The organism is Pseudomonas sp. TCU-HL1 (assembly GCF_001708505.1).
GTDB lineage: Bacteria > Pseudomonadota > Gammaproteobacteria > Pseudomonadales > Pseudomonadaceae > Metapseudomonas.
Genome location: NZ_CP015992.1, coordinates 883733 through 905506, shown reverse-complemented (window position 1 = coordinate 905506; position 21774 = coordinate 883733). Strand labels below are relative to the sequence as shown.

The following is a 21774-nucleotide window of genomic DNA, read 5'->3' as shown; positions in this document are numbered from 1 at the left end:
AGGAACACCCGATGAAGCCGCTTCTGCCCCTCACTCTCGCCCTGCTGCTCATAGCCTGCGGCGAAGGGGAGCCCCTGACCCCACCGGACGCCCGCCTGCCCGATGGCTCCCGTTATCGCGGCGAGCTGGTCGATGGCCTGCTGCAGGGGCCGGGCCGCCTCGACTACAACAACGGCACCTGGTTCGAAGGGCAGTTCAAGGATGGCCAACCGGAAGGCAAGGGCGAATGGCACGGCCCCAATGGCCTGGCCTACGTCGGCGAATTCAAGGCCGGCCTGTTCCACGGCCAGGGCCGCCTCAGCTACGACAACGGCACGACGTACGAAGGTGGCTTCGCCAACAACCAGTTCGAAGGCGAAGGCACCCTGCGCCAGGGTGACGTCACCTATCGCGGGGCGTTTCGCAACGACAAGTACCACGGTGCCGGCAGCCTCGAATGGGCCGACGGCAGCAACTACCAGGGCCTGTTCCGCAACGGCCAGCCGGACGGTGAAGGGGTGCGCACCGATGAGGCCGGCAACCGATTCGCCGGACGCTTCCGGCGCGGCCAGTTGCAGGGCCAGGGCAGCTATCAGGGCCAGGACGGCTCCCACTACATCGGCGAGTTCAAGGACAGCCTGTTCGCCGGCAAGGGACGTTTCACCAGTGCTGACGGCGATGTCTGGAGCGGCCGGTTCAAGGATGGCAACCTGATTGGCCAGGGCGAGTTCATCGGCGCCGACGGCAGCCACTACGAAGGCCATTTCAGGCACTGGCGCTACCAGGGCGAAGGCACGCTGTCCCTGGCTGACGGCAGCCGCTACCAGGGGCACTTCAACGAGGGACTCTACAGCGGCACCGGCAGCCTCGCCCTTGCCGATGGCAAGCAGGAAAGCGGCGTCTGGCAGGACGGCACCCGCATCCGCGACGATCAGGGCAAGGCCCTGCCCGACCCGCTGGAAGTCGGCCTGTTGGTCCAGGGGCGCCTGCTCGACCAGGCGATAGACGCCTTGCCAGCCTCCAGCCCCGAGGTGGAGCTCTACACCATCGCCCTGGCCGGCGACGGTCGCCAGAGCGTGTTCCTGCGCGAGGTGGACTATGTCTCCAAGCTCCTGGCCGAACGCTTTGGCGCCCACGGCCAGATCACCCTGGTCAACCACCGCGACCACATGGCGGACCGCCCCCTGGCCACCCGCGAAAGCCTGTCCCGCGCGGTCCAGGCCGTCGCCAGACGCAGCGCCCCGGAAGACCTGATATTCATCTACCTGACCAGCCACGGTTCACCGACCCACGAACTGGCCCTGGAACAACCCGGACTTCAGTTGAGCCACCTGCCGGCACAAGAACTCGCCGACCTGCTCGCCCCTCTCAAGGACAGGTACAAAGTGCTGGTAATCTCCGCCTGCTTCTCCGGCGGATTCATTCCGCCCCTGAAGGACGAGAAGACGCTGATCATGACGGCCGCCCGCTCCGACCGTGTGTCCTTCGGTTGCTCCGAAGAGAACGATTTCACCTATTTCGGCCGCGCCCTGTTCGCGGATGCCTTCAGTGAAACCGACGACCTGGAACGCGCCTTCGGCATCGCCAGGGAAAAAGTCGCCGAGCGCGAGAAGGCCGACGACTTCGAAGCGTCGGAGCCGCAGATCTGGGCGCCCAAGGCCGTCACCGCACGTTGGCGCGCACTTCGCGAGCACCAGGCCGAGCAGGCCCTGACCGCGCGAAGTGTCGCGCCCCCCGACAAAACCGCTCGCAGCCACTAAGCTCAGCTTGTATCAGCGGAGAAACAACATGCATCTGACGCCCCAGCACATCTTGCTCGCCGGCGCCACTGGATTGACCGGCGAGCACTTGCTCGACCGACTGCTCAACGAGCCTACGGTGGCCAGGGTCCTGGCCCCTACCCGTCGCCCGTTGGCCGAGCACCCGCACCTGCAGAATCCCGTTGGTCCCCTGGCCGAACTGCTGCCGCAGCTGCAGGGCCGGGTCGACGTCGCCTTCTGCTGCCTGGGCAGCACCATCCGCCAGGCCGGCTCCCAGGAAGCGTTCCGCGCGGTGGATTTCGACCTGGCGCTGGCGGTCGCCCAACGCGCCCGCGAGATGGGCGCCCGCCACTTCATCGTGATCAGCGCGTTAGGTGCCAACCGCGCCTCCTCGATCTTCTACAACAAGGTCAAAGGCGAAATGGAAGAGGCCCTGAAAGCCATGGACTGGCCACAACTGACCATCGCCCGCCCCTCGCTGCTGATGGGGCCGCGCAGCGAGTTCCGCCTCGGCGAACGCCTGGCCGCGCCGTTCATGCGCTGGCTACCCGGCAAGTATCGCGGCATCGGCGCCTGCACCCTGGCTCGCGCCCTCTGGCGCCTGGCGCTGGAGGAAGAGGACGGCGTGCGCATCATCGAGTCGAACGAGCTGCGCCGACTCGGTCGCTGACGACGGCGTGAGCACGCCCGCCATTGGCCGAAATCCCCGCGCCCCGAGTGATGCCCACTGCTAAGGTGAGCGATATCACTCGCCGGAGAGAGCCAAGCATGGGCTTCTACGATCGCTACGTCCTGCCACGCCTGATCGACTTCGCCTGCGGCATGGGGCATGTGATGAAGACCCGTTCCCTGGTTGTACCCCTGGCCGAAGGCCAGGTGCTGGAGATCGGCATCGGCACGGGCCTGAACCTCGCCTTCTACGATCCCGACCGGGTCAGCCGGGTAACCGGCGTCGACCCGGCTGCGCAAATGCAGGTACTGGCACGCCAGCGCGCCGAGGCCATCGCCATTCCGGTGGACACCATCGCCCTGGAGCTCGGCGAGATCCAGGCCGCCGACGCCAGCTTCGACAGCATCGTCTGCACCTTCACCCTCTGCACGATTCCAGATGCCCTCGCGGCCCTGCGGGAAATGCGCCGCGTGCTCAAGCCCGGCGGACGCCTGCACTTCGCCGAGCATGGCCTGGCGCCGGACCTCGCCGTGGCACGCTGCCAGCACCGGCTCACCCCGCTGTGGAAACCACTGGCCGGCGGCTGTCACCTCAACCGCGACATCCCACGCCTGATCGAAGCCGGCGGATTCAACATCGGCGAACTGCACAGCGGCTACCTGCCCGGCCCGCGACCAATGACCTTCGTCCATCACGGATGGGCGGATTGACCATCGCCCCCGCGTTCGGGTTAGCCTTGGCCCCTTGCTAGCGACTGCGAATTCCTGCCATGCGCACCCTCACCACCCTTATCGGCAACAGCCAGAAACTCGACGGCGGCGCCATGTTCGGCAATGCCCCGCGCGCGCTCTGGGAACGCTGGATGACGCCCGATGCCGAGCACCGCATCGACCTCGGCTGCCGCGCGCTGCTGGTTCAGGATGGCGACCGCAACATCCTGGTCGAAACGGGCATCGGCGCCTTCTTCTCCCCCGAGCTCAAGCAGCGATTCGGCGTCCAGGAAGCGCACCACGTATTGCTCGAAAGCCTGGCTGAAGCGGGCCTGACCGACGCCGACATCGACGTCGTGCTGCTGACCCACCTGCACTTCGATCACGCTGGCGGCCTGCTCGCCCCCTGGGAAGCCGACCAGCCCGCGCGCCTGCTCTTTCCCAAGGCACGCTTCGTCACCGGTCGCCGCCAATGGCAACGGGCCTGCACCCCCCACCCGCGAGACCGCGCCTCCTACATCCCGGAGCTGCTGGACCTGCTGGAAGCCAGCGGACGCCTGGAACTGGTGGAGGACGGTGGCGACAGCGAAAGCCTCGGCGCCGGTTGGCGTTTCCACTGGAGCGACGGCCACACGCCGGGCCAGCTGCTGCCGGAGGTGGACATGCCTGGCGGCCCGGTGCTGTTCAGCGGCGACCTCATCCCTGGCGCTCCCTGGGTGCACCTGCCCATCACCATGGGCTACGACCGCTTCCCTGAAGGCCTGATCGAAGAGAAGGAAGCCCTGCTGGCCGATCTACTGGCCCGCAACGGCCGCCTGGTGTTCACCCACGACCCGGCCATCGCCTTGGGCCGCGTGGTGCGCGACGCCAAGGGCCGCTACGGCCTGGCCGACAGCCTGGCAGAGGTTCGTGGCCTGAAAGCCTGAGGGGCTCGTGACAGCACAACCTTCCTGTGTAGGAGCGAATTCATTTGAACTTGGGAAACCACGTCCTGCGGACGTGGTCATGAGTCACCGGCTCTGCCTGTGACGAATCGAGTCAGCGAACCAGCAGGATGCTGCTGGTCCCGTAGGGTGCGCCGCGCGCACCGGGAGACAGACTCGGAGTCGCCACCATCGCCGCGGTGCGCATGGCGCACCCTACTGCTGGGCACGGTGGCGCAGATCAGCCGAGTGCTGCGTGTGAGGATAGGGGGCAAACACAAGTCCACGCTCTACGAACGTGGATGTTTACTCACGAATGGGGAGCGCAGCTGCCCCCTTCCATGCCGATGGCGGGCATTCAGCCTGCTTCGCGAATGAATTCGCTCCCACAGGTTTGAGCCCCGCTACTCAATACCCGCCAGTAACCCCAAGCCCAACCCCGAGTTCCGCCGCTACCGCGAAGGGCAGCAGCAGCGTGTCCAGCAAGGCGCTGGCGGGCAGGTCCAGCGCAGGATAGGCCGGAGCCTCAGCGCCAAAACGGTCCATCGGACAGCAGCCGCCATTGAGCGAATACCAATCCAGGCGGGTGCCCGAATAGATGATCGGCGCCCCCGGCTTGGCCGCGTTGAGGGTGCCGACGCTGGCGCACCCTGGCAGCAGGGCGAACGCCAGCAGGGTCAAGGCCAGGCGCTTAATCATCGACGCCCTGATGGTGCTCGCCCCAGCGCGGCAGCATGTCCTGCGGGATGTCCAGCAGGTTGAGGATGCGCGCCACCACGAAGTCCACCAGGTCATCGATGGTCTGCGGCTGGTGATAGAAGCCCGGCGAAGCCGGCACGATCACCGCCCCGAGGTTGGACAGCTTGAGCATGTTCTCCAGGTGAATGCTGGAGTACGGCGCCTCGCGCGGCACCAGGATCAGCTTGCGGCGCTCCTTCAGGGTCACGTCGGCGGCACGCTCGATGAGGTTGTTGCAGGCGCCGGTGGCGATGGCCGAGAGCGTGCCCGTGGAACAGGGCACCACCACCATGGCCGCTGGCGAACCGGAGCCGGAAGCCACCGGGGACATCCAGTCTTCCTTGCCGTAGCAGCGAATCTGCCCCGACGCGGCGCCGGTGTATTCGCTGAGGAACGCCTGCATGGCCTGGGGTTTGGCCGGCAGGGTGACGTCAGTTTCGGTGGCCATCACCAGCTGCGCCGCCTTGGAGATCAGGAAGTGAACCTCGCGGTCTTCCTGGATCAGGCAGTCCAACAGGCGCAAGCCGTATTGGGCGCCCGAGGCGCCAGTCATGGCCAGGGTGATGCGGGACGGTCCGGTCATGGCGAGCTCCTTACTCTTCCAGGGCCTTGGCCAGCTTGCCATGCAGGCCGCCGAATCCGCCGTTGCTCATGATCACCACCTGGGTGCCGGGGCGAGCCAGCGCCTTGACCTCGGCAATGATGCTTTCCAGCGTGCTACAGACCTGCGCCGGCACCGGGCAGGCCATGGCCGTGGCAGCCAGGTCCCAGCCAAGGTTCGGCGGCGCGTACCAGAACACCTGATCGGCAAGCTTCACGGACTCCGGCAGGCCGTCGCGGTGCGCGCCGAGCTTCATGGAGTTGGAACGCGGCTCGATCACAGCGACTACCGGGGCATCGCCCACGCGCTTGCGCAGGCCATCGAGGGTGGTCGCAATCGCCGTCGGGTGATGCGCGAAATCGTCATAGATGGTCACGCCCTTCACCTCGGCCACCTTCTCCATGCGTCGCTTGACGCTCTTGAAGGCGGACAACGCCGCAACACCCAGTTCAGGCACCACGCCCACATGGCGGGCGGCGGCCAGGGTGGCCAGGGCATTGGCGACGTTGTGCTGGCCGGTCAGCTCCCAATCCACGATGCCAGCCACCTGGCCTTCGAACAGCACCTCGAAGCGCGAGCCGTCCTCGGCTAGCAGGCGTGCCTGCCATTGGCCGCCTTCGCCGGTGGTTTGCACCGGGGACCAGCAGCCCATGCCCAACACGCGCTTGAGCGCGGCTTCAGAAGTGGGATGGATGATCAACCCTTCACCCGGAATGGTCCGCACCAGGTGATGGAACTGGCGCTCGATGGCGGCAAGATCGGGGAAGATGTCTGCGTGGTCGAACTCCAGGTTGTTGAGGATTGCGGTGCGCGGGCGGTAGTGGACGAACTTGGAGCGCTTGTCGAAGAAAGCGCTGTCGTACTCGTCGGCCTCCACCACGAAGAAGGGCGTGCCGCCCAGGCGCGCGGACACGCCGAAGTTCTGCGGCACACCACCGATCAGGAAGCCCGGGCTCATTCCGGCGTGCTCCAGCACCCAGGCCAGCATGCTGGTGGTGGTGGTCTTGCCATGGGTGCCGGCCACGGCCAGCACCCAGCGGCCCTGCAGTACATGGTCCGCCAGCCACTGCGGGCCGGAGACGTAGGGCAGGCCCTTGTTCAGCACGTGCTCGACGGCGGGGTTGCCGCGGGACAGCGCATTGCCGACCACCACCAGATCCGGTGCCGGATCCAGATGGGCGGGATCGTACCCCTGCATCAGCTCGATGCCCTGGGCCTCCAGCTGGGTGCTCATGGGCGGGTAGACGTTGGCGTCGGAGCCGGTGACACGGTGGCCAAGTTCCTTGGCCAGCACCGCCAGCGAACCCATGAAGGTGCCGCAGATGCCGAGGATATGGATATGCATGGATGACCTCTGAAACGGGCCGCCCCGGCCCGAAAAAAACTTGTCGCAGGTTAGCACAGCGGCCAGGCCGTCCCTATTGGGCCTCCACTCTTCTGTGGGAGCCCGCAGCTAGCCGCCGTTCGACCTCACCATCTCGAAAAAGGTCTCGATGATCCGCCGCGAACCCTGCTCGCGCAGGCACACCAGCGTCTCGGTCATGCGCTGCAGGCAATCGCGGACCGGCAGCACATGCACGTTGGCGCTGGCCCCCACTTCCGCCGCCGAAACCAGACCGACGCCGAGGCCCGCGGCGACCATCTCGAAGGTCGCTTCGCGGCCTTCCACCTCGATGGCCGGACGGATAGTGATACCCGCGCGACGCATCTCTTCCTCAAGTATCTGCCGGGTCATGGAGCCCCGCTCACGCAGCACCATGGGCATGTCCTCCAGGTCGGCGAGCACGATGGAGTCACGCGACGCCCAGGGGTGGGAATGAGCGACGAAAGCCACCAACGGGTCGCTGCTCAGCACATGGGTGATCAGGCTGTCGTCCTCCACCACGCGCCCCAGCAGGGCGAAGTCCGCCTTGTACTCCTGCAGCCTGCGCAGGCACTCGTCGCTGTTGCCGGTGACCAGACTCACGCGAATGCCCGGATAACGTTCGCAGAAGCGTGCGATATGGCCCAGCAGGTGTACCGGCGAATCCACCGCCAGGGTCAGGCTCCCCGTCTCGAGCGCTCGCGAGGTGGAGAGCAGCTCCTGCGCTTCGGCCTCAGCGGCGAACAGCCGCTGGGTGATCATCAGCAAGCGCTCGCCCAGGTCGGTCAATTGCACCGAGCGCTTGTTGCGGTGGAACAGCAGGATGCCGAAGCGTTCCTCCAGCTTGCGCACCTGGTCGGAAACCGCCGGCTGGCTGAGGAACAGCGCCTCGGCCGCGCGGGTGAAATTGCCGTGTACGGCCACGGCGTGAAAGGCCTTGAGCTGTGCCTGGGAAACCGCCATCTGCCTGCTCCTTGATAAATAAGCTCAACTTATATTTGAAATACTATAAATCGATTTTATTTATTTTTAAGGAATTGGTTCTATCTCTCCAACGCAACGCGCCCTCACCAGAACAACGCCGCTGGAGACGACCATGACCCAAGCCGAATTCCCCACTTCCACCCAGCCGCTGGCCACACCCGTCCTGGGCGAGCCCTACCTGCTGACCCCCGGCCCGCTGACCACGTCCAAGGCCACCAAGGAAGCCATGCTGCGTGACTGGGGCTCGTGGGACGGCGCCTTCAACCTGGTCACCGCCGAGGTCCGCCAGGAGCTGCTATCCATGGCCGGCGTGCAGGATGACAGCTTCGCCTGCGTCCCCCTGCAAGGCAGCGGCAGCTTCTCGGTGGAGGCTGCCCTGGCCACCGCCATCCCCCGCGACGGCAAGTGTCTGATCCTGATGAACGGCGCTTACGGCCAGCGCGCCGCCAAGACCCTCGACTACCTCGGCCGCGCCTACATCACCCTGGACAAGGGCGACTACCTGCCGCCGCAACCGGACGAAGTGGATGCCCTGCTGAAGGCCAACCCGGACGTCACCAACGTCTTCCTGGTCCACTGCGAAACCAGCTCGGGCATCCTCAACCCGCTGCGCGAAATCGCCGACGTGGTGAAGGCCCACGGCAAGAGCCTGATCGTCGACGCCATGAGTTCCTTCGGCGCGGTGCCGCTGACCGTCAACGAAGTCGCCTTCGACGTGCTGGTGTCCTCGGCCAACAAATGTATCGAGGGCATCCCCGGCTTCGGCTTCGTGATCATCCGCCGCGCGGTGCTGGAAGCCGCCAAGGGCCGCGCCCACTCCCTGGCGCTGGATATCGTTGAGCAGTGGCTCTACATGGAGCGCACCGGCCAGTGGCGCTTCACCCCGCCGACCCACAGCGTGGTGGCGTTCCGTGCAGCACTGGAGCAACACGCTGCCGAAGGTGGCGTCCCAGGTCGCCTGGCGCGCTACAGCCGCAACCGCGACGTGCTGGTGGCCGGCATGCGCGAGATGGGCTTCAGGACCCTGCTGGAAGACCGGTGGCTGTCGCCGATCATCACCACCTTCTTCAGTCCGGAGCACCCGAACTTCGAGTTCAAGCGCTTCTACGAAGAACTGAAGGCCCGCAGCTTCATCATCTATCCGGGCAAGCTGACCGTGGCCGAAAGCTTCCGCATCGGCTGCATCGGCCAGATCGACGAGCACATCATCCGCCAACTGCTGCGCGCCATCGCCGACACCCTCGAAGTGATGGGCGTGGACATCGAGCAAACGGCTGCCTGAGTCGAGAGGCAGCCCATTCCGGGTCACCCACCGTCCTGAGACGGTTCCCGCTGCGGGTAGCGGGGTCGTGGTGCGGTGACCTTTTTCTGAAACATCCCTGTAGTAAACCAGCCGCTCGGCCGCGCCGGGCAGGAGCCAAAGCTAGCGCCAAACCTCATCCATCAGCCTGACGCCACGACCGCTGCCATCTGACCAAGGCCGTGCGTTTAGACAGCCCAGCAGTACTGAAAACAAAAACAACCTCCCTAGTTGCACTGTCCGGCATACCCACACGGGGTCAGAATTCATGAACAACAACGCAGGTGCCTTCGAAAGCGGCTGGAAATCCCTCCAGCGCTGGCGCGTCCAGATTTTCCTCATCACCTGGCTGGCTTACGCCGCCTTCTACTTCACCCGTAAAGCCTTCGCCGTCGCCAAGCTTGGCATTGGCGAAGACCCGAGCTTCGAACTCGACAAGGCCGCGATGGCCAACCTCGACGCCCTCTACCTGGCCGCCTACGCCGTGGGCCAGTTCACCTGGGGCCTCTTCGCCGACCGCTTCGGCCCGCGCGTGGTGGTGCTCGGCGGCCTGGTCGTCTCGGCCCTGGCAGCCGTCGCCATGGGCACCTTCGCCACCTTGCCGATCTTCGTCACCTGCATGTTGGTCCAGGGCCTGGCCCAGTCCACCGGCTGGTCGGGACTGTGCAAGAACATCGGCAGCTTCTTCGCCACCCGCGAGCGTGGCCAGGTGCTGGGCTACTGGAGCACCTGCTACGCCTTCGGCGGCCTGGTGGCCACGCCCTTCGCCGGCTGGTGGGCCTACGAGGTGTTCCATGACTGGCGCATGGCGTTCATCTCCAGTGCCCTGGTGGTGGCCGTGGTCGCGGTGCTGTTCTACTTCCTGCAACGCAACAAACCGGAAGACGTCGGCCATCCCCCGGTGGAAGCAGAAGCGAACAGTGGCAGCGGCCAGCGCGACGGCCACTGGACGGCCCTGCGCAAGGTGCTGAAGAACCGCACCGTGCTGGTCCTGGGCCTGGCCTACTTCCTGCTCAAACCCGCACGCTACGCCATCCTGCTGTGGGGCCCGGTGATCGTCTACGAACGCATGCCATCCATTGGCAAGGTGGCGTCGGCCATCGTCCCCACCGCCTTCGAACTGGCTGGCCTGGTGGGCCCGATCCTGATCGGCCTTGCCTCGGACAAGCTGTTCGGCTCCCGTCGCATGCCCGCCTGTGTGTTCAGCCTGATCGCCCTCACCGTCTGCCTGGGGCTGTTCGTCCCGGCCATGCAGAGCGGCAGCCTGTACCTGGTGGTCGGCCTGCTGTTCATGATGGGCATGACCCTCTACGGACCGGATTCGATGATCAGCAGCTCCGCCGCCATCGACTTCGGTACCCAGGAAGCCGCCGGCACCGCCGCGGGATTCGTCAACGGCTGCGGCTCGGTGGGCGCCATCCTCGGCGGCCTGCTGCCGGGCTACTTCGACACCACCACCGTGTTCCTCGTGTTCACCGCGGCGGCGCTGCTGGCCAGCCTGATGCTGGTGCCCTTCTGGAACAGCCGCCCGCAAACCCTGAAAGCGCCGGATAGCGTCCCGACCAACGCCCAACCGGCCATGGCCGGCGCCAAGACCTGAATGCCCTTAGCCAACCTGCAATCCGCTGGAGTCATCACCATGAACTACAAGCAACCCACCCACCTCAAAGCCGCGATCCTCGACTGGGCCGGCACCGTCGTCGACTTCGGTTCCTTCGCGCCGACCCAGATCTTCGTCGAGGCCTTCGCCGAGTTCGGCGTTGCCGTCTCCCTGGAAGAAGCCCGCGGCCCGATGGGCATGGGCAAGTGGGACCACATCCGCACCCTCTGCAACGTGCCGGCCATCGCCGAACGCTACCGCGCCGCCTTCGGCCGCCTGCCCACGGACGAGGACGTCACCGCCCTCTATGAGCGCTTCATGCCGCTGCAGATCGAGAAGATCGGCCTGCACTCGGCACTGATCCCCGGCGCCCTCGACGCCATCGCCACCCTGCGCGGGAAGGGGCTGAAGATCGGCACCTGCTCCGGCTACCCGGCGGTAGTGATGGCCAAGGTGGTGGAACTGGCCCGCGAGAACGGCTACACACCGGACCACGTAGTGGCCACCGATGAAGTGCCCAACGGCCGCCCGCACCCGGCGCAGTCCCTGGCCAACGTGATCGCGCTCGGTATCGACGACGTCGCCGCCTGCGTGAAGGTGGACGACACCTGGCCGGGCATCCTCGAGGGCCGCAGCTCCGGCATGTGGACCGTTGCCCTGACCTGCTCGGGTAACGCCCTGGGCCTGACCTGGGAGCAGTTCCAGGCACTGCCCAAGGACAAGCTGGACCAGGAACGCGCGCGCATCGGCCAGATGTTCGAAGGCTCCCGCCCGCACTACCTGATCGACACCATCGCCGACCTGCCGGCGGTGATCGACGACATCAACAAGCGCCTGGCGCGCGGCGAGATGCCCCAGGCCAGCTGATTGGAAGCGGGGGCAGCCGTCGGCCCCTCCCCCGGCGGGCAAGGATGCCCGCACCTCCCGTGAAAAAGCCCGGCCCCAACAAGGAGGCCGGGCTTTTTTGCTTGCTGTGGGGGGGCGAATTCATTCGCGAATAAATTCGCTCCCACAGGGAGGAGGTGAATCTCTCTACCCCCGCGTTGCAATCGCGTGCTTGCGCAGCTTGCGATACAGGGTGTTGCGGCTGATGCCGAGTTGCTCCGCGGTGCGGGTCATGTGCCAGCGCTGGCTGTCCAGCGCGCTGAGCAGTGCCGTGCGTTCGGCGTCGTCCAGCGGGTTGGCCAGCGGCTCGGGCACCGCAGCCGATGGCGCACTCCGTAGTACGTCTCGCGGCAGGTCGGTCAGGCGAATGATGCCGTCCTCGCACAACGCCGCCAGGGTCCGCAGCACGTTGCGCATCTGCCGCACGTTGCCCGGCCAGTGGTAGTCGAGCAACGCCTGGCGCGCCTCTTCGGTGAGCACGATGCGCATCCCGCGCGCCTCTTCCGCCAGCAGGTAATGCAACAGCTCCGGCTTGTCGCAGCGCTCGCGCAGGGGTGGCAGATCGAGTACCAGACCATTGAGGCGATAGTACAGGTCTTCGCGGAAGCCACCGTTCTGCACCCGCGCCTCCAGCTCGCGGTGGGTAGCACTGATGATGCGCACATCGACGGCCTGCGGCTCGCCACCGATGGGCACCACCTGGCGTTCCTCCAGCACCCGCAACAGGCGGGTCTGCAAAGCCAGTGGCATGTCGCCGATCTCGTCGAGGAACAGGGTGCCGCCATCGGCCTGCTGCAACTTGCCGCGCATGCCTTCCTTGCGGGCACCGGTGAAGCTGCCGCCGCGATAGCCGAACAGCTCGCTCTCGATCAGGGTTTCCGGAATGGCCGCGCAGTTCAGCGCCACAAAGGGCCGCTCGGCACGGGAGCTGGCCTGGTGCAGGGCACGGGCGAAGGCTTCCTTGCCGGAGCCGGTTTCGCCATTGATCAGCAGCGGCACGTCGCGCTCATACACGCGCAGCGCCCGTCGGAAGTCGTTCTGCAGCGCCGCATCGCCCAGGCAGATACCCGGTCGCGCCGGTTTTGGCAGCTCCAGCGGAACAGGCTGCGGTACGCTGCGGGGCTGGCCGCGCAGGGCGGCGAACAGGGCGCGGCCATTGCGTGTACGCAGCGGCCAACTGGTGGCCGGCTGCGGCGTGGCACGACCGAGCAGGTCGTCGAGGCAGCAGTCGAAGAAAACTTCCACCGGCTGGCCAAGCAGGCGCTCACGGGGTAGGCCCAGCAAGTTGATGGCGCTCTGGTTCACCGCACTGATCCGCCCTTCTCCGTCGAAGGCCAGCAGGCCTTCACTGAACAGGCCGATGTACTCGGCCTGCAGGTGGAAGCGCAGCAACCACTCGCCCTCGAAGCGGCGCAGGAAGTAGCAGCTCTCGATCATCTTCGCCGAGAGGTTGACCAGTGCCATGGTGTGGAACTGGCTCTGGCGCGAGACATCGTGTCGCGCGGATGACACATCGAGCACCGCCATCAGGTCGCCCTGTGGGTCGAACACCGGGCTGGCGGAACAGGTGAGGCCGGTATGGCGGCTGCGGAAATGTTCGTCCTGGTGGATGGTCAGCGCCTGGCGCTCCACCACGCAGGTGCCGATGCCGTTGGTGCCTTCACTGGCCTCGCTCCAGTCGGCACCGAGCCAGAGTCCGGCGCGTTCGAAGGTCGGCCGTTCGGCCTGGGCGGTCACGCAGTTGAGGATCACCCCTCGGGCGTCGGTGAGCAGCACTGCGTGGCCGGCCCCGGAGAGTTGACGGTAGAGGTTGTTCATCTCGCCATTGGCCACCTCCAGCACCTGCTGCATGCGCTCGCGGCATTCCAGCATGCGCCCGTGTTCCAGCACGGTGGGCGCCACCGGCTGGGCGGGATCGAGGTGGTAGTCCTCCAGGCAGCGCAGCCAGGAGCGAGCAATAGAAGGGTCGGCAGCCGGCCCGCTGGCCTGCGCCTTCCCCTGTGCCAGGGTCATCACCTGTTGGGCGTGACGGCTGAGAGGATTCTGCATTGTTGTTCTTCTCCTGCGCGCTTCCGGGAGGCAGCCCGGGCCGTGGAACGGCATTCGCGTCGACGCAGCATCCTCCAGCGTAGAAGCCTTTGCAATGGCACTCTGACCCGCTGGTCACCTGTCGTGCCAGATACGTGACAAAGTGTCACTCTCAGTTGTGTCAGGCCTGCGACAAGCGCTCACAAGGGCATGTGCAGGCCAACCAAAGAACCGCTCTGGAACGGCACTTCCAGAACCTTGGCCCAGCCCTTGCTCCAGTAGGGAGAAACGCCAACCGCGTCTTTGCAACTACAACAAGAGACAGGAGAAACACCATGCGTTACGCCCAACCCGGTACCCCCGGCGCTGTCGTTTCCTTCAAGTCCCGCTATGGCAACTACATCGGTGGCGAGTTCGTCGCCCCGGTCAAGGGCCAGTACTTCACCAATACCTCGCCGGTGAATGGCCAGCCGATCGCCGAATTCCCCCGTTCCACTGCCGAAGACATCGAGAAAGCCCTGGATGCCGCCCACGCCGCCGCTGATGCCTGGGGCAAGACGTCCGTCCAGGACCGCTCCAATGTCCTGCTGAAGATCGCCGACCGCATCGAACAGAACCTGGAAGTCCTGGCCGTTACCGAAACCTGGGACAACGGCAAGGCCGTGCGCGAAACCCTGAACGCCGACATCCCGCTGGCTGTCGACCACTTCCGCTACTTCGCCGGCTGCATCCGCGCCCAGGAAGGCGGCGCCGCCGAGATCAACGAAGGCACTGTCGCCTATCACATCCACGAACCGCTGGGCGTGGTCGGCCAGATCATCCCGTGGAACTTCCCGCTGCTGATGGCCGCCTGGAAACTGGCCCCGGCCCTGGCCGCGGGCAACTGTGTGGTGCTGAAACCGGCCGAGCAGACCCCGCTGGGCATTTCGGTACTGATGGAGCTGATCGGTGACCTGCTGCCCCCCGGCGTGCTCAACGTGGTGCAAGGCTTCGGCAAGGAAGCAGGCGAAGCCCTGGCCACCAGCAAGCGCATCGCCAAGATCGCCTTCACCGGCTCCACCCCGGTGGGCTCGCACATCCTCAAGTGCGCCGCCGAGAACATCATCCCGTCCACTGTGGAGCTGGGTGGCAAGAGCCCGAACATCTACTTCGAAGACATCATGCAGGCCGAGCCGGCCTTCATCGAAAAGGCCGCCGAAGGCCTGGTGCTGGCCTTCTTCAACCAGGGTGAGGTGTGCACCTGCCCGTCCCGCGCCCTGGTGCAGGAATCCATCTACCCGGCCTTCATGGCCGAGGTGATGAAGAAGGTCAAAGCCATCAAGCGTGGCGACCCGCTGGACACCGAAACGATGGTCGGCGCCCAGGCCTCGCAGCAACAGTTCGAGAAGATCCTCTCCTACCTCGACATCGCCCAGCAGGAAGGCGCGGAAGTGCTCACCGGCGGCGCCGTGGAGAAGCTGGAAGGCAACCTGTCCACCGGTTACTACATCCAGCCGACCCTGCTCAAGGGCCACAACAAGATGCGCGTGTTCCAGGAAGAAATTTTCGGCCCGGTGGTGGGTGTCACCACCTTCAAGGACGAAGCCGAAGCCCTGGCGATTGCCAACGACACCGAGTTCGGCCTGGGTGCCGGCCTGTGGACCCGCGACATCAACCGCGCCTACCGCATGGGCCGTGGCATCAAGGCCGGTCGCGTGTGGACCAACTGCTACCACCTGTACCCGGCGCACGCCGCCTTCGGTGGCTACAAGAAGTCCGGCGTCGGCCGTGAAACCCACAAGATGATGCTCGACCACTACCAGCAGACCAAGAACCTGCTGGTGAGCTACGACATCAACCCGCTGGGCTTCTTCTGATCCTCGGCAAGTAACGAAAAAACGCGGCCCCGGCCGCGTTTTTTCATGGGTGCTCCGTAGGAGCGAGCTCTGCTCGCGAAATTCCCGTGCACCGATTCGCGAGCAGAGCTCGCTCCTACACCTGTGGGGGCGAATTCATTCGCTGAGCAGGCCGAAGGGCTGCCCTTCGGACTCCCGCGCAGATGCATTCACCCTCTCCCCAACCCTCTCCCTGAAGGGAGAGGGGCTGTTCGTGCCAAGGTCAAAAGCTGCTCCACAAACCTCAGCGCTCATCCCCCCGCCACTGCCGCGGGCTCACGCCGAACCAGCGGCGGAAGGCGCGGGAGAAGGCGCTGGTTTCGGAGTAGCCGAGCAAGGGCGCCAGCTCGGAGATGGGCCGCTGGCGTTGGCGCAGGTAATGCAGCGCCAGCTCGCGGCGGGTCTGCTCCACCAGTTGGCTGAAGCTGAGGCCCTCTTCGCGCAGGCGGCGTTGCAGCCCCGCCGGAGTCAGTTCGAGGTGTTCGGCGATCTGTTCCAGGCAGGGCTCGCCCAATGCCAGGGCCAGGCGGATCTGGGTGCCGGCCTCCTCCAGCAGACTCGGTCCGCCCCCCTGCTCGCCCAACCGGCGGATCACGTCCTGGAACAGGAACAGCAGATTGGGATCGCGCTCGGGCATGAGCGTGCCCTGCACATCGCCCTTGGGCACCAGCAGGAAATTGCACGGCCGGCCGAACTGCACCGGCGCGCCGAATGCCTGGCTGTGCTCCTGCCAGCCCTCGGGCCGGTCATGTTCGAAGGCCACCGCACGCGGCGCCCAGTCGCGGCCCAGCACATGGCGGACCAGATTGAGCGCCATGCCCATGGTCAGCTCGGCATCCTGGCGACGGTCGAGGATCGCGCCATGGCGTACCTGGTAATCGAAGCGCAGGCACTCGCCGCAATCCACCAGGCGGATCAGGGTGCTGTGCTGGTGATAGGGGAAGGCTGCGGCGAAGTTCTTCAGCGCCTCTTCCAGCGTGTTCGAGAACAGGCCGACGTAGCCCAGCAACCCCAGGTCGCGGGGCTGGAACTGCTGGCCATAGCGCAGCCCGAAGTTATCGCAGCCGGACTGCCGCGCCGCTTCCTCCAGCACCTGGCAGTAGTTGGTCAACGCCAGGCTGAGGGTGGGGTGCAGCAGTTGCTCCGGGTCGATGCCGGCGCGGCCGAAGATACGGTCCAGATCACCGCCCTGCCCGGTGATGAAGCGGTCGAGACCGCTGGCGGCAGCCGAGAGCACACCGACGTTGCTCGCCGCGGGCGCCTGCAGGCTGGTACTGGAAAACAGGGACGGAGTCATCACGGTCCACCGATTCTTTTTTGAACGGACAAACAAGCAAAACCCATGCCCTCGCCTGCACCACGAAGCAGGGCAGACACAAGCCCGTCGCCAGGGCCTCCGCGAGCCATTTCCGGGCATTTTCCAGGCGCTCGCCCCGTGTCGGGGCACGGCCGTTGGGGCCATGGGTAACAGTGCCGCACGACTTGACCGCAAATGCCGCACACGGACTTCCAGGGTCAAGTCCTGGGGAGGGTCGCTGGATAAGATCGAGCCTGGTCTTCCACCAACACCGCCCCCGAGGGCGAGGAGTCCCGATGAGCACAACACAACTAAAACCAACGCTCGGCACCTTGCACCTCTGGGGCATCGCGGTCGGGCTGGTGATCTCCGGTGAATACTTCGGCTGGAGCTATGGCTGGGGCACCGCCGGCACCCTCGGTTTCCTGGTCACCGCCCTGATGGTGGCCACCATGTACACCTGCTTCATCTTCAGTTTCACCGAACTCACCACTGCCATTCCCCACGCCGGTGGCCCCTTCGCCTACAGCCGTCGTGCCTTCGGCGAGAAGGGCGGACTGATCGCCGGCATCGCCACCCTGATCGAGTTCGTCTTCGCCCCGCCGGCCATTGCCATGGCGATTGGCGCTTACCTCAACGTGCAGTATCCGGGGTTGGACCCCAAGCACGCGGCGGTCGGCGCGTATCTCATCTTCATGACCCTGAACATCCTCGGCGTCAGCATCGCCGCCACCTTCGAACTGGTGGTCACCGTGCTGGCTGTCGCCGAGCTGCTGGTGTTCATGGGCGTGGTGGCGCCGGGCTTCAGCTTCTCCAACTTCGTCGTCAACGGCTGGGCCGGCTCCAGCGAATTCACTAGCGCGGCCATTCCCGGCATCTTCGCCGCCATCCCCTTCGCCATCTGGTTCTTCCTCGCCATCGAGGGCGCGGCCATGGCGGCAGAAGAAGCCAAGGACCCGAAGCGCACCATCCCGCGCGCCTATATCGCCGGCATCCTCACCCTGGTATTCCTTGCCATCGGCGTGATGGTGATGGCCGGCGGCGTGGGCGACTGGCGCGAGCTGTCGGGCATCAACGACCCGCTGCCCCAGGCCATGAAGGCCGTGGTGGGCAATGACTCCACCTGGATGCACATGCTGGTGTGGATCGGCCTGTTCGGCCTGGTGGCCAGCTTCCACGGCATCATCCTCGGCTACTCGCGGCAGTTCTTCGCCCTGGCCCGCGCCGGCTACCTGCCTCGCGGCCTGGCCAAGCTGTCGCGCTTCCAGACCCCGCACCGCGCCATCATCGCCGGCGGCGTGGTGGGCATCGCCGCCATCTACAGCGACGGCCTGGTAAACCTGCAGGGCATGAGCCTGACCGCCGCGATGATCACCATGAGCGTGTTCGGCGCCATCGTGATGTACATCATCAGCATGCTCAGCCTGTTCAAGCTGCGCGCCAGCGAACCGAACCTGGAACGCACCTTCCGCGCACCGGGCTACCCGGTGGTGCCGGCCATCGCCCTGGTGCTGGCCGTGGTCTGCCTGCTGGCAATGGCCTGGTTCAACACCTTGATCGGATTCATCTTCCTTGGCTTCATGGCGGTGGGGTATATCTACTTCCAGTTCACCGCCCACCATCGCGCCAGCGCACCGGCCGATGCCCTGCTGAACCGCGCCTGAGGCCTGCCCCACCCCACCGCCAGGCGGTGGGGTGTTCGTAGCCCGGATGAAATCCGGGAGCGTTGAATTCCCCGGATTGCATCCGAGCTACCCGAATCGCAGATCCACGTTCATCACAAGAACGGAGACAGAAATGGCCAGTTTTTCCCACAGCGTCGGCGGCGAAACCTGGCGCTTCGACAGCCTCAAGGACGTGATGGCCAAGGCCAGCCCGGCACGCTCCGGCGACTACCTGGCCGGCGTCGCCGCCGCCAGCGATGGCGAGCGCGTCGCCGCGCAGATGGCCCTGGCGGATATCCCGCTCAAGCATTTCCTCGATGAAGCACTGATTCCCTACGAAGCAGACGAAGTCACCCGACTGATCATCGACAGCCACGACCGTGCGGCCTTCGCGCCGGTCAGCCACCTGACCGTGGGCGGCTTTCGCGACTGGCTGCTCAGCGAGCACGCCGACGAAGCCAGCCTGTGCGCCCTGGCCAAGGGGCTGACGCCGGAAATGGCCGCCGCCGTGTCGAAGATCATGCGCGTACAGGATCTGGTGCTGGTGGCGCAGAAAATCCGCGTCGTCACCCGCTTCCGCAACACCATGGGCCTGCGCGGCCGGCTCTCCACCCGCCTGCAGCCCAACCACCCCACGGACGAGCCCGCCGGCATCGCCGCGAGCATCCTCGACGGCCTGCTCTACGGCAATGGCGATGCCATGCTCGGCATCAACCCGGCCACCGACAGCATCTCCTCCATCTGCGCCATGCTGGAAATGCTCGACGCCATCATCCAGCGCTACGAGATTCCGACCCAGGCCTGCGTGCTGACCCACGTCACCACCTCCATCGCCGCCATCGAACGCGGCGTGCCGCTGGACCTGGTGTTCCAGTCCATCGCCGGCACCGAGGCGGCCAATGCCAGCTTCGGCGTGAGCCTGGAAGTCCTGCGGGAAGGTTACGAAGCGGGCCTGTCGCAGAAGCGCGGCACCCTGGGCAACAACCTGATGTATTTCGAGACCGGCCAAGGCAGCGCCCTCTCCGCCAACGCTCACCACGGCGTCGACCAGCAGACCTGCGAGGCCCGCGCCTATGCCGTGGCGCGGCACTTCAACCCCTTCCTGGTGAACACGGTGGTGGGCTTCATCGGCCCGGAATACCTCTACAACGGCAAGCAGATCATCCGCGCCGGGCTGGAAGACCACTTCTGCGCCAAGTTGCTGGGCGTGCCCATGGGCTGCGACATCTGCTACACCAACCACGCCGAAGCCGACCAGGACGACATGGACACCCTGCTGACCCTGCTCGGTGTGGCCGGCATCAACTTCATCATGGGCATCCCCGGTTCGGACGACGTGATGCTCAACTACCAGACCACCTCGTTCCACGATGCCCTCTACGCCCGCCAGAGCCTGGGCCTGAAGCCGGCACCGGAGTTCGAGGCCTGGCTGGAGCGCATGGGCATCCTGGTACAGAGCGACGGCCGGGTGATACTCGGCGAGCAATTGCCGCCGGCCTTCCGCAAGGCCATCGCGCGGCTGGCCTGACCCCGAGGAGAGACGGATGAAAGACCAACGCCCCACCTCCGGCCACACGGCCAACCCCTGGCAGGAACTGCGGCGCCTGACGCCCGCGCGCATTGCCCTGGGCCGTGCCGGCATCAGCCTGCCCACCAATGCGCAACTGAACTTCCAGTACGCCCACGCCCAGGCGCGGGATGCCGTGCACCTGCCCTTCGACCACGCCGAACTGTCCGCGAAGCTTGCTGGGCGCGGGCGCGACACCCTGTTGCTGCACAGCGCGGCGAAAGACCGCGACACCTACCTGCAGCGCCCGGACCTGGGCCGGCGCCTGGATGCCGCCTCGCGGGAGGTCCTGCAGCAACATGCGCAGACCAACCCCGGTGGCTACGACCTCGCCGTGGTGGTCGCCGACGGCCTCTCCGCCCTCGCCGTACAACGCCACAGCCTGCCCTTCCTCGAACGCATGGAAGAACAGGCGCTGGCCGAAGGCTGGTCGCTCTCACCCGTGGTGCTGGTCCAGCAGGGCCGGGTCGCGGTAGCCGATGAAGTGGCCGAGTTGCTGGGCGCGAAGATGGTGGTGATCCTCATCGGCGAGCGCCCTGGCCTCAGCTCGCCAGACAGCCTCGGCCTCTACTTCACCTGGGCGCCTCGCGTCGGCCTCACCGATGCCTACCGCAACTGCATTTCCAACGTGCGCCTGGAAGGGCTCAGCTACGGCATGGCCGCCCACCGCTTGCTCTACCTGATGCGTGAAGCCTGCCGCCGGCAGTTGTCCGGGGTGAACCTGAAGGACGAAGCCGAGGTACCGAGCCTGTCTGGCGAGCCCGATCGGGCCCTGGCCGGCAATTTCCTGCTGGCCACCGACCACCACTGAAACCGTACTGGCAAGACGGGAGCGGTCCGGCGCAGCCTGTGCAACCGCGCTGGGCCGCCCGGCAGCCACGAGACAGGGGAAACCGGTCAAACGCTTGCTTGGATTGCGCTTTCCACAAATTCTGGTGCAGCATCGACGACGTTGGCTGGCACAGCATCTGCATCGCCAATCAAGCCCATCCACAGACACCGAGGCCCATCATGCGCATCGTCCAAGCCACCCTGGAGCACCTGGACCTGCTTACGCCGCTGTTCGTGAAGTACCGTGAGTTCTATGGTGAACTGCCGTTCCCGGAGTCCTCGAAGAAGTTCCTGGAGAAGCGTCTGAGCCGCAAGGAATCAGTGATTTACCTGGCCTTGTCAGATGACGACGACACCCGTCTGCTGGGCTTCTGCCAGCTCTACCCGAGCTTCTCCTCGTTGTCCCTGAAGCGCGTGTGGATCCTCAACGACATCTACGTCGCAGAAGACGCCCGCCGCCAGCTGGTGGCCGACCGCCTGCTGCAGACCGCGAAGAAGATGGCGCGGGAAACCAACGCCGTGCGCATGCGCGTGTCCACCAGCGTGAGCAACGAGGTGGCGCACAAAGTGTACGAATCCATCGGTTTCCACGAAGACACCGAGTTCAAGAACTACATCCTGCCAATCAACAGCGACTGAACCCGCTGCATGAGCCCGGCCAGCGAGCCGGGCTCTCCTCGGCTAGCAGCTTGTTGAAAAACGTGAGCGAGGCAGCCGAGGCGAGGCGCAACGACCAGCGGGAGTAACAGCCGAAGGCTGGCCCGAAGGGCGAGCACCAGCGAGTCAAACCGACGAAAAAGCGGAGTTTACGTGTTGTAAATGAGCATTTTGATCGGACTCGCGCCCGAGTCGGTTTTTAACGACGCCTCGGCAACGCAGGTAGTTTTTCAACAGCCTGCTAGCCCAGTAACCCCAACAGCAGCGTCAGGCGTCCCTGGCGTCCTGCCATGCACGGGCCGCCTGGCTGGGCAATCCAGGCCATGCCCCTGGGCCAGGCTCA

General features: G+C 65.7%; 18 protein-coding genes. 12 read left to right on the top strand and 6 right to left on the bottom strand.

What is annotated here, in order from left to right; genetic code table 11:
• Window positions 1-11: 11 nt before the first annotated feature.
• The 4 genes from THL1_RS04165 to THL1_RS04150 all read left to right on the top strand — a co-directional run bounded on the left by THL1_RS04165 (window position 12) and on the right by THL1_RS04150 (window position 4045).
• Window positions 12-1739 carry a C13 family peptidase gene (locus THL1_RS04165; RefSeq protein WP_069082077.1) on the top strand — a complete coding sequence of 576 codons (1728 nt, stop codon included), beginning with the start codon at window positions 12-14 and terminating at the stop codon, window positions 1737-1739.
• Window positions 1740-1767: 28 nt separating this feature from the next.
• Window positions 1768-2409: an oxidoreductase gene (locus tag THL1_RS04160; RefSeq protein WP_069082076.1), complete on the top strand. Its 642-nt coding sequence runs from the start codon at window positions 1768-1770 to the stop codon at window positions 2407-2409.
• Window positions 2410-2507: 98 nt separating this feature from the next.
• A complete protein-coding gene (locus THL1_RS04155; protein WP_069082075.1) occupies window positions 2508-3119 on the top strand; it encodes a class I SAM-dependent methyltransferase in 612 nt (203 codons plus the stop codon).
• A 59-nt stretch (window positions 3120-3178) separates the two neighbouring features.
• On the top strand, window positions 3179-4045 hold the full coding sequence (locus THL1_RS04150) for an MBL fold metallo-hydrolase (protein WP_069082074.1): 867 nt from the start codon (window positions 3179-3181) through the stop codon (window positions 4043-4045).
• 405 nt (window positions 4046-4450) lie between these two features.
• Here the strand turns inward: THL1_RS04150 and THL1_RS04145 are convergent, their stop codons facing one another.
• The 4 genes from THL1_RS04145 to THL1_RS04130 all read right to left on the bottom strand — a co-directional run bounded on the left by THL1_RS04145 (window position 4451) and on the right by THL1_RS04130 (window position 7707).
• Complete coding sequence (locus THL1_RS04145) at window positions 4451-4741, bottom strand: YceK/YidQ family lipoprotein (protein ID WP_069082073.1); 291 nt, start codon at window positions 4739-4741, stop codon at window positions 4451-4453.
• Window positions 4734-5363, bottom strand: a complete 630-nt coding sequence (ubiX, locus tag THL1_RS04140; RefSeq protein ID WP_069082072.1) for a flavin prenyltransferase UbiX — start codon at window positions 5361-5363, stop codon at window positions 4734-4736. Before ubiX ends, THL1_RS04145 begins: the two co-directional genes overlap by 8 nt.
• A 10-nt stretch (window positions 5364-5373) precedes the next feature.
• Window positions 5374-6726: a UDP-N-acetylmuramate:L-alanyl-gamma-D-glutamyl-meso-diaminopimelate ligase gene (mpl, locus tag THL1_RS04135; RefSeq protein ID WP_069082071.1), complete on the bottom strand. Its 1353-nt coding sequence runs from the start codon at window positions 6724-6726 to the stop codon at window positions 5374-5376.
• A gap of 108 nt (window positions 6727-6834) precedes the next feature.
• Complete coding sequence (locus THL1_RS04130) at window positions 6835-7707, bottom strand: LysR substrate-binding domain-containing protein (RefSeq protein ID WP_069082070.1); 873 nt, start codon at window positions 7705-7707, stop codon at window positions 6835-6837.
• Window positions 7708-7840: 133 nt separating this feature from the next.
• Here THL1_RS04130 and THL1_RS04125 point away from each other — a divergent pair, with 133 nt between their 5' ends.
• The 3 genes from THL1_RS04125 (at window position 7841) to phnX (ending at window position 11495) form a co-directional block, all read left to right on the top strand.
• Entirely contained in the window at window positions 7841-9010 is a 1170-nt protein-coding gene (locus THL1_RS04125) for a 2-aminoethylphosphonate--pyruvate transaminase (RefSeq protein ID WP_069082069.1), read from the top strand.
• 286 nt (window positions 9011-9296) lie between these two features.
• Window positions 9297-10628 carry an MFS transporter gene (locus THL1_RS04120; RefSeq protein ID WP_069082068.1) on the top strand — a complete coding sequence of 444 codons (1332 nt, stop codon included), beginning with the start codon at window positions 9297-9299 and terminating at the stop codon, window positions 10626-10628.
• A 39-nt stretch (window positions 10629-10667) separates the two neighbouring features.
• Window positions 10668-11495 (top strand): phosphonoacetaldehyde hydrolase, encoded by an 828-nt coding sequence (phnX, locus tag THL1_RS04115; protein WP_069082067.1) that lies wholly within the window; start codon window positions 10668-10670, stop codon window positions 11493-11495.
• Window positions 11496-11660: 165 nt separating this feature from the next.
• Here the strand turns inward: phnX and THL1_RS04110 are convergent, their stop codons facing one another.
• Window positions 11661-13562, bottom strand: coding sequence for a sigma-54-dependent Fis family transcriptional regulator (locus THL1_RS04110; protein WP_069082066.1), 1902 nt, complete (start codon window positions 13560-13562; stop codon window positions 11661-11663).
• Window positions 13563-13876: 314 nt separating this feature from the next.
• Here THL1_RS04110 and THL1_RS04105 point away from each other — a divergent pair, with 314 nt between their 5' ends.
• The gene (locus THL1_RS04105; protein WP_069082065.1) at window positions 13877-15397 is read left to right on the top strand and encodes an aldehyde dehydrogenase family protein; all 1521 of its coding nucleotides are present in this window, start codon (window positions 13877-13879) and stop codon (window positions 15395-15397) included.
• Window positions 15398-15659: 262 nt separating this feature from the next.
• On the opposite strand, the gene qhpR is transcribed toward THL1_RS04105, so the two are convergent.
• Entirely contained in the window at window positions 15660-16712 is a 1053-nt protein-coding gene (gene qhpR / locus THL1_RS04100) for an AraC-like transcriptional regulator QhpR (RefSeq protein ID WP_069082064.1), read from the bottom strand.
• 296 nt (window positions 16713-17008) lie between these two features.
• On the opposite strand from qhpR, the gene eat reads away from it, so the two are divergent.
• From eat to THL1_RS04080, 4 genes are all read left to right on the top strand, one after another.
• Entirely contained in the window at window positions 17009-18376 is a 1368-nt protein-coding gene (gene eat / locus THL1_RS04095; RefSeq protein WP_069082063.1) for an ethanolamine permease, read from the top strand.
• Window positions 18377-18509: 133 nt separating this feature from the next.
• On the top strand, window positions 18510-19904 hold the full coding sequence (locus THL1_RS04090; RefSeq protein ID WP_069082062.1) for an ethanolamine ammonia-lyase subunit EutB: 1395 nt from the start codon (window positions 18510-18512) through the stop codon (window positions 19902-19904).
• A gap of 16 nt (window positions 19905-19920) precedes the next feature.
• The gene (gene eutC, locus THL1_RS04085) at window positions 19921-20754 is read left to right on the top strand and encodes an ethanolamine ammonia-lyase subunit EutC (RefSeq protein ID WP_069082061.1); all 834 of its coding nucleotides are present in this window, start codon (window positions 19921-19923) and stop codon (window positions 20752-20754) included.
• Between the two features lie 200 nt (window positions 20755-20954).
• A complete protein-coding gene (locus THL1_RS04080; protein ID WP_069082060.1) occupies window positions 20955-21413 on the top strand; it encodes a GNAT family N-acetyltransferase in 459 nt (152 codons plus the stop codon).
• Window positions 21414-21774 lie beyond the last annotated feature (361 nt).